The following is a 13,306-nucleotide window of genomic DNA, read 5'->3' as shown; positions in this document are numbered from 1 at the left end:
TGAATCCGTTTCCACAACTTGGAACGGCGCTGCCGCCCCTCCCCCTGCCGCACTTGCAATCGTCGCTCCCGACGGGAGCCACAACGCAACGGTCAGACATAACGCAAGTACGAATGCTACACTCCTGTTGAATATAGTTCCAACGCGCACGAACCTTCACCCTTTCTCTGATTGTCGCCTGTATATGCGAGGCATTGTTGTTGACGGTACTAAGTATACTGGAGCGACAATAGCCGAACGATAAACATAACCACACAAGTAATAGAACAGATTTACGTATTGTGACGCTGCTTTTCGGGTTGCACAGTTTTGATATGTACCGAATCATCTTTTGTCGGACAAATACTCCATATGTCTTCTGCTCATGTTGCCGACCGTCTGTTCCAGCGTCTGCACGCCCAGAAAATATTTCTCGTATTCCTCGATTCTGAGATCCAGCACGGGCTGCGGAACGCTGCGGACAAAGTTCGGCGTCTTGCGTCCGTGCAGCACGCGCTCCAGCGAATCGATATCGTACAGAACCGGACCCTGCTGTCCCAAAATATAGTTCATGGCCACATCCCGGTCGGCCCCCTGCGAAGCGGGAAACCGCCCTCCTTCCGCCATCGGCAGCATCCCTCCGTCGGCATACCACTTCACGAATTCCCACGCTGCCGCAATATGAGCCGAGGACGGATGAATCGAGATAACGTCACCGAGTCCGCCCCGGGGCACATAATCGTCCTCCTGCTCCGTCAGGCGGGGCACCGGCGCGAAGGCGATGGTGAAATTCCGCGGGTAATCCTTCATGTTGTTCGCACTCCGGAACAGCCACTCGCCGATGTTCAGCATGGCCGCTTCGCCGCTCAGGAAATTTTGCTCAACCGGCATTTTGGAAGTCAATTGTACGCCGTATTCCGGCGTGGAGCGGTCATCCATCATCATCGCTCTCATCGTCTCCAGCCAATGGGCGACCAGCGGATGATCCATCCGCGAATGCCCGGAGCCGTCCGTGTAGCCCACCCGGGTCAGCAGCGAATCGATCGGGTCCGAGAACGGTTCGAGATGCTGCAGCAGGCCGTATTTGTACGTCCTGGACAGCACTCTCGCGTATTGCCTCATCTCGTCCCATGTCCACGACAGCGGGATCGGAAGATTCGCAGCCTCCAGCGCCTCCTTGTTCAGCGCCACAAAATAATAATTTTGTTTGGTCGGCACGCCGTAGTACCGCCCGTTCACCTTCCAGGCGGCCGCATCCTCGCCCATCCTGACGTCGGGATCGTAATCGTCGAAGCCGCTCAGATCAAGGGCAACCCCCGCATCGATCCGCCGCTCCAGTTGGGAGAACGAATAATTGAAATACAAGTCCACCTGCTGGCCGGCCATCAGCGCGGTATCCAGCTTCAGATTGCCGTCATCGTCGTTGACGTAGCGAACGTACTCCAGCGCAATGCCGGGATGCGAGGCATTCCAGGCTTGTACGACTGCGTCCGGCCCCGCCTCCGGCGGCACGCCGCCCCACAGCACCAGCTTGATCTTGCCGGAGCCGGCGAGCTCTGTGCCCATAGCCGCCCCCTTGCTCCCGCCCATCACGGAGCATCCGGCACACACCGCCGCCTGCACCGTCAGACATAGTAGGACGGACAGACGCAGGAACATCTGTCCTGACCGTCTTTTTCTCCCCACTCCCGCATCCCCCTTCCCGGCTACCTTTGTTCCTTGCGGTACAGACTCGGCGTCTGCTTCGTTTGCCGCTTGAATATTTTAATGAAGTAGTTGTCGTTGGCGAAGCCGACCTTCCGGCCGATCTCCGACACCGGCAGATTCGTATTTTTTAAATACCAGATCGCCTTGTCGATTCTGACCTGATGCAAGTAGTGAATGAGCGTATGCCCCGTCTTTTTCTTGAACAAAGCGCTTACATAATTTTCGCCCATCGTCACATATTGGGACAATTGCTTGACGGACAAGTCCTCGTGGTAGTTGTCGCGAATATAGTCGATAATTTTGTTGATCTCGGGATGGGTGATTCGGTCCTCCGCCGCCGTTCGTGCGCTGTACGGCATGTCGGCTCCCGGAGAGGAAGCTGCGGCTTCATCCGTTTGTGGCGCTGCCGCCGCTCCGGCTTCATGCTGCGGCCGGTAAGCGTCCCTGCGCTGAACGGCTTCCTTCTCCAGCTCCGTCCGTATTTTGCCGAGCGTCTCTCTCAAGTCCTTCACATTCATCGACAGCTTCAATATGTAGTTCGAGGCGCCGTATTCCATCGCTTGCCGGATATATTCGAATTCGCTCATGCAGGTCAGCATGACGAATTTGGAGTGAATGCCCGCCGCCCGCGTTTTTCTGAGCAGCTCGATCCCGTCCATCTCGGGCATGATGATATCGGCCAGCACCAGGTCCGGCTTTTCTCTGCGGATGATGGCCAGCGCCTCCGCACCGTTGCCCGCCTCGCCTACTACCCGGAACCCCATACTCTCCCAATCGATAATTTCCCGCACCGACTCCCGGACGAACACTTCATCCTCGGCGAGCAGTACTGTCCACATTTACATCGCTCCTACACCAAGATGATCGCATCCGACTAGGCTTGTCCGCCCGGCAGATCCGGGATTGGCGGCGCCTTCGTCCCATACGGCTTGGACAGCAGCAGCGGTATCTCGATCACCGCTTCCGTCCCCTGCTCGAGCGCGGTCAGCTCGATGCTCCCTTGATCCTTGAACAGCAGCGCGAGCCGTTCTCGCAGATTGCGGATGCCGATCCCGCTGCTCTTGCGCGCGGAGGGCCGGGCCCGTGCTCCGGCCAGTCCCGCTCCATTGTCCCGGACGCTGATGGCCAGACGCCTGCCTGTCTTCCGTTCGATCACAATATCGATGTTCCCGTCTCCCTGAATATGCGCTATGCCGTGCTGGATCGCATTTTCCACCAGCGGCTGTATGCTCAGCTTCGGCACAAGCGCGTAGGCCGTCTCTTCCTCATATACAAAGTTCACATCCAGCTTGTAGTTGAAGCGTTTCTGCTGAATATGCACATAGGCTTGCACCAGTTCCAGCTCGTCCTTCAGATGAATCATATCGATCTCCGAATTCAGGCTCATCTCCAGCAGCTTCCCGAGCGACATGCAGATTTCCTCGATATCCTCGTTCTGCTTGCGAATGGCGATCCACTTCATCGTGTTCAGCGTATTGAGCAGGAAATGGGGATTGATCTGCGCCAGCAGCATCTGGAAATGGACGGCTTCCTTCTGCCGCTCTTCTTCCTTGAGCCGCCGGATAAGCCCGTTCATATCGTCCAGCATCGCATTGAAGGTGCGCGTCAGATCCAATATTTCTCCCCGGTATTTCCCGTGGGGCAGCCGGATCTTCAAGCTCTTGTGCACGACTTCCTTCATCTTGTTCTGCAGATGGGACAGCGGGCGCGTGATCGTCGCAGCAATCATAAAGGTCATCGCGATGAACAGCAGCATGAAGGCGACCGATGTGGCAAAAAACTGCCGCTTCAACGCATTGATCTCGTTGAACAAAATGCCGAGCGGCGTCCGGTTGACCATATACCAGTCGAGCGACGGAATGTAGCTGTAGTTGACGATGGTGGCGGAGTCCCGATCGATAAAATAGCCGCTGCCGCGCGTCTCCACGATCTGCCGGACCGCGTCCGCCGTCAGCAGCCCGTCCGTCCGCGACTGCGCCACATGCTCGCCGTCTCCCCTTATCATGAAGTACTCCTGCTCCGGGGACGACTGATTCAGCACCGATTTGAACCAGTAGTTGTAGTCGATGCTGATGCGGGCCACGCCGTAGGGCTTATAGCTTTTGTTTTTGTCCTTGAAGACCGTGTACATCGACAGCAGCCACCTGCTCGTCGACAAGTCGCTCGACACATAGTTCGCTTCGTCGGTCATCCAGCGGAAGCTCTTCTCCTCTGAGAGCGCTTCCTTAAAATGGGGTTCTTGTACCAGCCGTTCGTAATCGAGCGCCTGACGAGGCTGATAGGAGGTGTATATGTTGCCTTGCAGATCGAGAATCGTATAATAAACGACCGGATTCAGCAAAAACAGGCTGTTGTTGATGCTGATGAACTTGGCTTCCATATCGTGCTTGTTGTCCAGCACACTCCCGTTCTCCGGATGCAGCAGCATATCCTTGACGGCGGCGTCCTGTCCGAGCATAATCCATGTCTTGAACGCCATATTCATTAAATCGTCCAGGGAAATAATAATCTGTTGAAGCTGGTCGTGACTTTTCTCGCTGATCTTCTGCTGCATGACCGCCTCAACCCGTCTATAGTTGTACAGGTTCAGTATGCTGAAGGGAAGCAGGATAAGTACGAGGAATGCGGTGAACAGCCGGTATTTGAGCTTCTCGGGAAAGAGGGAGCGCAGCCTCCCAAGCATCGCTAACAGCTCCTTGCTCATCGTAGTCGCAGTCTTGAAGTAGCTTCATTATACCATCTCCTCCCCTCGCGTTAATCCGCCGGCCGCAATTGCGAAGTTCTGTTGCATCGTGACGGCGGCCATACACAGATTTGTTCTATTGCACGTTAAAATGAGCGATTAAAAAAAGACATTGCAGCATAACCGCAATGTCCGTGCAACCCTATTCAATCGTTCACTACCGCCGTCGACTGCCTGAACACGAATTCCCCCGACAGCAGGATGCGCTCCTTGGGACTGTCCGGATGGTTGATCCGCCACAGCAGCGTCTCGACCGCACGCAGGCCGAGCGCTTCCTTGTTGACGTTAACCGTACTGAGCGTGGGCGTCGAGAGCGCGGCGTCGTCGATATTGTCGAAGCCGGTGACGGACACGTCCTCCGGCACGCGGATGCCGTGCTTCATGAGCGCGGTGACGACGCAGAGCGCGAGCGAGTCGTTCGCGCAGACGAAGGCGGTCGGCAGCGTCTCGCGGGCCTTCATGCCGCCGATGACCTCCGTGAGCACCTCGGTCAGCTCCGAGCGGTTCTCTCCCTCCAGGTCGAGCAGCCCCGGCTCCTGGTCCAGCGCGATCTCCTGCTCCTCGAGCAGCGAGCGGTACCCGAGCCAGCGATCGTAGAAGCTCCGGGAGTAGCGCGTGTTGCCGACGAATTGCAGCTTGCGGTGGCCGTTGCCGAGCAAGTAGTTCGTCACCCTGCGCATGCATTCGTAGTTGTTCATGAACAACGCGTCCGAAGGAATGAGCGGGTCCTCGTGATCGACCATGACGAACGGGATCGCCAGATTGCGGATCTCGAGCAGCAGCTGGTTGGAGATGAGGCCGACGCAGACGATGCCGAGCACGCCCTCCGGATTGATCAGCTTGATGAAGTTGTCCGTAATATGCTCGGTCACGATCATCATCCCGAGCCGGTGCTGCTCGAGTCCGGTCGTGATGCCGTCGATAATGCGCCCCCAGTAGAAGGAATGGCGATTCTGCTCCCGCACATTCGGGATCAGCACGATAATCGTGTCCCGCTGCGCTCTGCCGGAAGCGCCGGACGAAGCGCGGGCCGCGAGCGTTTTGTTGCGTTTGCCGGCAAAGTAGCCCAGCTGCGTCGCCGAGCTGATGATCTTCTCCCGCGTCTCCGCGCTGACGCCGGACTTGCCGGCCAGCGCCTTGGAGACGGCGAACTTGGAGACGCCGACGTGATCGGCGATCTGCTGCATCGTTACTTTCTTGGACATCTCTCGTACGACCCTTTCCGCCATTAAAAAATCCGAATGCGATGATAACAATATTAATTGTTATCATAACACATTCGGATCGTTAGCGTCATGGGCGGAATCCGCTCATTATTTGACCGCGCCGTTCGTGACGCCGGCGAAGATGTAGCGCTGCAGGAACAGGTAGATCACCAGCGTCGGGATGAAGATGATCAGGATGCCCGCCGAGATGACATTGATCTCCGATGCGTTCGGGCCGACGAACGAATAGATCGCGGTCGAGACGACCTGCAGCTTGCGCGACGGCATGTACAGGTACGGCGTGTAGAAGTCGTTGTAGATCGAGATCGTCTTCATGATGATGAGCGTCGCCGTCGCCGGCGCGAGCAGCGGGAAGATGATCGACCGGTAAATTTTGAAGAGCGACGCGCCCTCGACCATGGCGCTCTCGTCGAGATCCTTCGGAATGTTGTTAACGAACTGCAAGTAAATGACGATCTGCAGCACATCCGCGCCCAAGTACAGCAGCATCGGCGCGTAAATCTCGTTGTAAGCCCCCAGGAACTTGATGACCTGGAAGGTGGCGACCTGCGTCGTGATCATCGGGATGACCTGCGCGACGAGGTACATGCCCATGATCGGCTTTTTCATCTTGAAGTCGAAGCGGCCGAGCGCGTAGGCGACCATCGTGCCGATGACGACGTTGCCGGCAAGCGACACGATGAGGATAATGAAGATATTCTTGAAACCGAGACCGAGCCGCCCGACCTTGAACACCTTCCTGAAGTTGTCGAAGTTGAACCAGTCGTGCGGCAGGGCGAGGCCCGAGTTGTAGTATTCGACCTTCGTCTTGAAGGCCGCGATCAGAACGGAATAGATCGGGAAGAACACGATGAACAATCCGATTGCGATCGTGATGTAGCGGAATATCGTCCAGGCTTTATTTTGGCGCTCCATCGCTTATTTCTCCTCCCTGAACAGCAGCTTGCGCTGCAGGATGATAAAGGCGATGACGATCATGAGCAGCACGATTGCCATTGCGGACGCAAGTCCGGCCTGTTGGAACTTGAACGCCATATCGATCGTCTTGGAGACGAACGTATGCGTATCGTTGGCGCCAAGCATCATGATGTACGGAATGTCGAACGCTTCGAGCGCGCCGGTCAGCGTCAGAATAAGCATCAGCTCGAGCACGCTGCGGATGCTCGGCAGCGTGATGAAGCGGAATGTCTGCCAGCCCGAGGCGCCGTCGATCTTGGCGGCTTCGTAGTTGTCGGCCGGGATCGACTGCAGCGCGCCGATGAAGATGACCATCGTGAGGCCGAAGTATTTCCAGATCGAGATGAAGGCGAGCGAGAAGTTGACCAGATGCGGATTGCCCAGCCACTGCTGCTGCCACGAGCCAAGACCGATCGCTTCGAGGAAAATGTTCAGCGAGCCGTACTCCACGTGATACAGGTTGCGGAACATAATGACGATGGCTACGCTGTGCAGCACGTACGGGATGAACAGCAGCGAGCGGAAAATATTGCGTCCCTTGAGCCGGCTCGTCAGCACGACGGCGAAGTACAAGGCGACGGCCGTCTGGAGCAAACCGCCTACGAAGTAATAGGCGTTGTTCTTAAAGACGCCGAAAATCTCCGGTCTGGAAAAAATCTCCTTGTAGTTGTCGAACCCGACCCAGTTCATCTCCCACCCGAGGCCGCTCCAGTCCGTGAAGCTGTAGTAAAGCAAGGACAGCGCCGGATAATACGAAAAGGTCAACGACAAAATGACCGGAATCGTCAAAAATCCGAATAAAATCAATATGCGCTGCGTTTTGTAGCTGAAGTTAAACATAGACACCCCTGCTTTCGTCGTCCGGTCTATTCACCGTATGGAAATCGCTTACAATGATTATACCCGATTCGGTTATGCCTTTTAAGGTGCTACGTTTGTTTTCCTTGTCTTCAATTTGGATAACTACAACCTAACACGGTCCCGATATTCTTTGGGCGTCAAACCCGCCACTTTTTTGAATACCTTGTTGAAATAAGCGGGATCGCCGTAGCCGACCATCTCTCCCACCTCGTACGTTTTGAGCGAAGGATCGCGGATCAGCAGCTCTTTGGCATGGGCGATGCGCACGGAGATAATGTAATCCGTGATCGTCTCCCCCGTCTCGGTCTTGAACAGCTTGCTCAAATAACTCGGCGTCAAATAAACCCGGTCGGCAAGCCGCTGCAGCTCCAATTCCTCCGTGTAATGCTGCTGAATATAGGACTTTACGGTTTCGACCACCCGATTTTCCTGTCTTGCTTCCTTAAGTATGTGAAGCAGAGCCCCTGCCGAATCCATCAACTCGGCAGTAAATGCATGCCAGCTGACGAATCGGCCCGGCGAGAGGCGCAGCTGCTCATCCTCCGTATCACCCGAGGGCAGCTGGCTCTGCCTGCCGCCGAGTTCTCCGCGCAGCAGGCCAAGGACGGCCGACGAAGCCTCGCTCAGCGCCGGCCAAGACGGCCGCACCTTGGCCGCTTCGTCCAGCCAAGCCCGCAGCGCGCCCTCGGCCCGCGGCAGATCGAGCATTTGCAGCGCCGGCCGGAAGTCCTTGTCCAGCATGCGCAGCGGGCTCGCGCCGTCATCCGTGCGTTTGGTCAGATGCAAAAAGTCGTTCATCGCTTTGATTTCTTTCTCGTACCATACCTGCTGCAGCGCCGCCTCCGCTTCGATGTAGGCATCGCGCAGCTTGAGCGGTCCTTGATGGACGGCGCTGACGCCGATCCGGACATGGACGGCATGCGGAATGCGCTGCAGCAGCGTCGAGGCGAGACCGCGGACGGTATCGTCGTGGTCGCCCTGTCCGATCGACACGACGATCACGGACTGCCGCGGCTCCAATACAATGCTGCGGTGCTCGCGATGCCAAGCCTCCGTATAAGCGGCGAGCCGCTCGCCGGACAATTCCGGATCGCTGCGCAGCAGGACGACGGCGAAGTGCTCCTTGAACAGGCCAATCTGCGACAATTCCCGGCTCGCGCCCTGGGTCATATGGTCAGGCAGATGGCGGATGTCGCTCCCCAGCAGCAGCCGGATATGCTCCTCGGCCGCGACCGCCTTGCGGTAGCGCTCCAGCTCCAGATTGTTGCGGATGCGGTGCAGCAGGGCGCCCAGCTCGTCCTGGTCCACCGGCTTGAGCAGATAGTCCTCCACGCCTTGGCGGATGGCGCTTCTGGCGAATTCGAAGTCGTTGAATCCGCTCAGGATGGCGAATTTAATCCGCGGCTTGCGCCGCTGCACCTGCTCGATGAGCTGCAGCCCGTTGATCTGCGGCATCTTGATGTCCGTAAATATAAGATCGATATCGAGCCTTCCAAGATCGTCCAGCAGCTCTTGAGCCCCTGCATATATGCCGACAATCTGAAACGCCTCTCCCGTCAGCTCGATCAGCTTGGCCAATCCCAGCCGGATTTTTTCCTCGTCGTCTACAACCGCAATTTTGACTATCATGGCCGTTCTCCTTCCTGGTGCGTTGTCAGCGCGGCCGGCAAGCGGACGCTCACGACCGTACCGTCTCCCAATCGACTGCGTATCTCAAGTCCGTACAGTTCCCCGTACTTAAGTTTGATTCGTTCATTGACATTGCGCAGGCCGATGCCCGCGCCCGCTCCCGGTTCGGCCCGTTGCAGACCTGCGCGCAGCTTCTGAAGCGTAGCCTCGTCCATGCCGATGCCGTCGTCGGCAACCTCGAACAGGAGATCTCCGCCCTCACGCTTGAATCCGACACGGATGCGCATCCCGCTGCGGGATTCCTGAAGACCGTGGTATACCGCGTTCTCGACGATCGGCTGGAATAGAAGCTTGATGATGCTTAAGTCCTCTGTCTCCTCCGGTGCCGGAAGCTCCAGCTCGAAGCGGCTGCCGTACCTGTAATTCAGCAGCTGCACGTAGACCTGCAGATGCTCCCACTCCTTCGCGATCGGCACGCTCTCCAGCCCTCCGTGAATGCTGTATCTGAGCAGCTTGCCGAGCAGCTGGGTCATCGTGCCGACCTCCTTGTCGTCGTTCAGCACGGCCGTCATACGGATCGATTCGAGCGTATTGTATATGAAGTGGGGATTGATCTGATGCTGGAGCGATTGCAGCTCCGCTTCCTTCTTGCGTTCCTCGACCGAATAAATATCCTGGATCAGCGTCTTGATCCGGTCGAGCATCCGATTGAAGGCGCTGCCGACGAGCCCGGCCTCGTCCCTGCTGACAATCGGGAAGACGACATCGAGATTGCCCGTCTGCACTTCCTTCATCATGCGGACAAGGCTGCGCAGCGGCTTCGTCAGTGCGAACACGAGCACCAGGGAGATGAGGAGCGCGAACCCCATAATTGCCAGCGCCGCCGCAACCGTGTACGTCCGGGTCCGGACCGCATCCTTCATAAGCTCGTCCTCGGGTATCGTGATCAGCACCTTCCACCCGGTCACGGACGACTCCTTGTAGATCGCCAGCACGCCCTTGCCGTCCACCTTCGTATGGTAGCTGTCTTGACCCGCCGCCCTGCTTGGCAGCAGCTCGCTGGATTTCAGGTTTTGGCCGATCAGCGATTTGTCGCTGTCGTAGACGACGCTGCCGCTCTTGTCCACGACCAGCGTCTTGCCATGCGTAGATTTGTCGAGATCTTTAATGATGTTATCTATTACCCCGATATTGGCGTCGATTCCGATCATGCCGATCGATTCGAAAGTCATCGGGTCGATGATCTGGCGGACGACCGTGAACACATAACGGCTGCTCGTGGCCCGACCGGCGACATCCTGCGTGCTGACCAGCACGGGCGTACCGTGCGCTTCTTCGGCCAGCTCCGTCCATCTCGGCAGCACATCGCGCAGATCGGAGCGGATCGCCGAATTTTTAATGGCGTAGTACGGATTGCCGTACTTGTCGAACAGGTAGACGACGTTCGTGCTCTGCTTGATATTGTTGATAAAATAAATGCTGCTCGCGATCTTGCGGTCGATCGCCAGGCGCGTCCTCTCCTGCTCCGACAGCACGCCGGCATTCGCGTCTTCGCCCCCGGATTCTCCCCCGTAGAAGCGGTTGGACATTTTGAGACCTTCCATAATATCGGACTGGTACGACGGAATAATCGATATTTTTTTCATATCCTCTATATAATCGTCCAGCTTGCCGAGCATCTGGTCGGACAGCTGGGAGACGAACGTCACCGTGTTGCGCTCGATGGAATTCGAATAGCGCAGCGCGGACACGTAGGTGAGCACGCCGATCGGCAGTATGATCAGAAATAAAAACACGATCAGCAGCTTGTTCTCCATCCGTTCCGGCCGCCACTTCCACGCCCGCGCGAGACCGCGATTCCAGCTTTTCATCCCGTATCCCCTTCATCGTCGGACCAGACGCACGCCAGGAGCGCCCGTTAATTGAAAGCGATACTAATTATACATAACATCGCCTAACAAAGTAAGCATGACAATAATCAAAAATAAGGCTGTCCCCGGCAGGAAACTCCCGTGCCCGGAGACAGCCGCCAAGCAGCGGGCGATATCGCCCGCCCGTGCAGGTCAATGCGTATAAGCAGCCACGTTGTCGGTGTCGACCGCTTCGTGCAGCGCGGCATTGAGGCCGCTGGCTACGATATTGCCGAGATCCTCGATGAAGTCGTCGATCTCCTTGGGCGTGACGAGCAGGTCGTGCCCGACCGGCTGCAGCACCTCCTTGACCAGTTGCAGCCGCTCCTGGCCCGCCATGCTGCCGTACACGCCGAACAGTGCGTTCGTATCGGGCGTATGCTGCTTCATATGCGCGAGCACCATGTCCATCGCGTCGTTCACGATGGTGGACGCGTACAGCACCGTCGGCACGCCGATCGCGAGCACCGGCACGCCCAGCGTCTCGCGCGTCAAGCCTTTGCGCTTGTTGCCGATGCCGGAGCCGGGATGGATGCCCGTATCCGCGATCTGGATCGTCGTATTGACGCGCTCCAGCGACCGTGCGGCCAAGGCATCGATCGCGATGACCAGCTCCGGCTTCGCCTGCTGCACGGCGCCCAGCACGATATCGCTCGACTCGATGCCGGTCGTGCCGAGCACGCCCGGCGCGATCGCGCTTACGGAGCGATAGCCTTCGCCGACCTGACCCGGCATCAGCTCGAAAAATTGGCGTGTCACCATCAAATTTTCCACGACGATCGGTCCGAGCGCATCCGGCGTCACCTTGCCGTTGCCCAGGCCCACGACCATAACGGATGTGCTGGGACCGACGCCGATTCTGGCGAGAAACGCCTCGAACTCGCGCGCAAACGTCGTCGCGACGCGATTTTGCAGCTCGGTGTCGCCGCGCCGAAGCTCGGGCACCTCCAGCGTGACATAGTGCCCCTGCATCTTGCCGATCGCCCTGGCCCCTTGCTCCGTCTGAATCTCCATCCGCGTGACGGTGATGCCCCCGTCCTGCTCCGTCTCCGACAGGACGCCGGGCACGCTGCCTCCCGACTGGGACTCGGCTCTCTCCTTGGCTTCGAGCGCCAGGTCCGTCCTGACGTCGTACTTGCTCAGATCAAGTTCGCTCACGATGTATCGCTCCCCTCGCCTGCTTAAACGGGACTTCGCCGTCCGCCGCGTCCCCTGCGCCCGCACACTTCCGACGGCCGCGGAGGAGGCGGCGCATTTGTCTTGCGTTCTGCCCCCTTGCATGATAGAATGTTACAAGTTGTGTGGAGAAATACTTGCAGTTTTTGCAGGAGGTGAAATCAATGCCGAACATCAAATCCGCCATCAAGCGCACCAAGACGAACGAGAAGCGCCGCCTGCGCAACGCTTCCCAGAAGTCCGCTCTTCGTACCGCTGTCAAGCAAGCTGACGTAGCCGTAGTAGGTACGGACGTCGAAGCAGCGAAGAATGCGCTTCAACTGGCTCAAAAGAAGCTGGACAAGGCAGTAACCAAGGGCCTCATCCACAAGAACGCGGCTTCCCGCAAGAAGTCCCGTCTCGCCAAGAAAGTGAACGCGCTGTCCGCGCAAGCCTAAGACGGCGCCTGACGTATAATGGCGTTCAAAAGCCGCATCCCGAATCCGGGATGCGGCTTTTTTGCGCTTGGCGGCGGTGGGCGCGATCAAGAGAAGGCGCGCTGCCGCATGGCCCGGCATGGCATTGCGCGGTAGCAGTCCGCGCCACCCCTTCCAATTGCGGCGCTACCCCGCAATTTTGCAGGGCGGGCCGTCTTCAGCCGTCCGAAAAGCGGCAAAACCGGTATTGATTGACGGCTGACGGCACGTTAGGTAGCCCGCTCGATCACGCGGAACGACGCGGTCGCCATCGACGACAGCCTGCCGTCTTCGGCGTACAGTCTGCCCTCCGCCGTAATCATCCGCCCGGACATGTGTACGACGCTCGCGACCACGCTCACTCTGCCCGCCCGCGCCGGCGAAGTGAAGTGCACATTCAGGCTCGACGTCACTACGTCCGCCTCCGGGCGCGCCGACATGGCGGCCAGCCCCATGGCCGAGTCCAGCAGCGCCGTGTGGACGCCGCCGTGCATCAGCCCGATCAGGTTGAGATGATGCTCCCGAATGTCCAGCTCGACGACGGCTTCCCGCGCGTCCTGGCGGATCAGCTCGCAGCCCAGATAGCCCCAGAACGTGCGCCGGGCCCGCTCGAGCATATCGGCTGCCGGTTCGTTGCCTCCGTCCGCCTCCCCCATGGCGCTC

11 protein-coding genes are annotated in these 13,306 nt (G+C 58.0%); 1 reads left to right on the top strand and 10 read right to left on the bottom strand.

Annotated elements, in window-relative coordinates:
• Positions 1-324 precede the first annotated feature (324 nt).
• The 9 genes from VQ071_RS03795 to gpr all read right to left on the bottom strand — a co-directional run bounded on the left by VQ071_RS03795 (position 325) and on the right by gpr (position 12,170).
• Complete coding sequence (locus tag VQ071_RS03795) at positions 325-1,665, bottom strand: ABC transporter substrate-binding protein (RefSeq protein WP_340512527.1); 1,341 nt, start codon at positions 1,663-1,665, stop codon at positions 325-327.
• A gap of 20 nt (positions 1,666-1,685) precedes the next feature.
• Positions 1,686-2,525, bottom strand: a complete 840-nt coding sequence (locus tag VQ071_RS03790; RefSeq protein ID WP_340512526.1) for a response regulator — start codon at positions 2,523-2,525, stop codon at positions 1,686-1,688.
• A gap of 35 nt (positions 2,526-2,560) precedes the next feature.
• Positions 2,561-4,369, bottom strand: coding sequence for a cache domain-containing sensor histidine kinase (locus tag VQ071_RS03785; RefSeq protein ID WP_340512525.1), 1,809 nt, complete (start codon positions 4,367-4,369; stop codon positions 2,561-2,563).
• A 206-nt stretch (positions 4,370-4,575) separates the two neighbouring features.
• Positions 4,576-5,634, bottom strand: a complete 1,059-nt coding sequence (locus VQ071_RS03780) for a LacI family DNA-binding transcriptional regulator (RefSeq protein ID WP_340512524.1) — start codon at positions 5,632-5,634, stop codon at positions 4,576-4,578.
• Between the two features lie 108 nt (positions 5,635-5,742).
• Entirely contained in the window at positions 5,743-6,570 is an 828-nt protein-coding gene (locus tag VQ071_RS03775; RefSeq protein ID WP_340512523.1) for a carbohydrate ABC transporter permease, read from the bottom strand.
• A gap of 3 nt (positions 6,571-6,573) precedes the next feature.
• Positions 6,574-7,452, bottom strand: a complete 879-nt coding sequence (locus tag VQ071_RS03770; RefSeq protein ID WP_340512522.1) for a carbohydrate ABC transporter permease — start codon at positions 7,450-7,452, stop codon at positions 6,574-6,576.
• A 123-nt stretch (positions 7,453-7,575) separates the two neighbouring features.
• Positions 7,576-9,102 carry a response regulator gene (locus VQ071_RS03765; RefSeq protein ID WP_340512521.1) on the bottom strand — a complete coding sequence of 509 codons (1,527 nt, stop codon included), beginning with the start codon at positions 9,100-9,102 and terminating at the stop codon, positions 7,576-7,578.
• Positions 9,099-10,973 (bottom strand): cache domain-containing sensor histidine kinase, encoded by a 1,875-nt coding sequence (locus VQ071_RS03760; protein WP_340512520.1) that lies wholly within the window; start codon positions 10,971-10,973, stop codon positions 9,099-9,101. The genes VQ071_RS03765 and VQ071_RS03760 overlap by 4 nt, the downstream gene beginning before the upstream one ends.
• Positions 10,974-11,165: 192 nt before the next feature.
• Complete coding sequence (gene gpr, locus VQ071_RS03755) at positions 11,166-12,170, bottom strand: GPR endopeptidase (protein WP_340512519.1); 1,005 nt, start codon at positions 12,168-12,170, stop codon at positions 11,166-11,168.
• A 182-nt stretch (positions 12,171-12,352) separates the two neighbouring features.
• Here gpr and rpsT point away from each other — a divergent pair, with 182 nt between their 5' ends.
• Complete coding sequence (gene rpsT / locus VQ071_RS03750; RefSeq protein ID WP_340512518.1) at positions 12,353-12,625, top strand: 30S ribosomal protein S20; 273 nt, start codon at positions 12,353-12,355, stop codon at positions 12,623-12,625.
• A gap of 248 nt (positions 12,626-12,873) precedes the next feature.
• Here the strand turns inward: rpsT and VQ071_RS03745 are convergent, their stop codons facing one another.
• Entirely contained in the window at positions 12,874-13,299 is a 426-nt protein-coding gene (locus VQ071_RS03745; RefSeq protein WP_340512517.1) for a PaaI family thioesterase, read from the bottom strand.
• Positions 13,300-13,306: the final 7 nt, after the last annotated feature.

Origin of the sequence: Cohnella sp. 56 (assembly GCF_037963805.1) — a bacterium.
Classification (GTDB): Bacteria; Bacillota; Bacilli; order Paenibacillales; family Paenibacillaceae; genus Cohnella.
The sequence above is the reverse complement of the archived record's forward strand: the minus strand, read 5'-3'. Positions and strand labels throughout refer to the sequence as shown.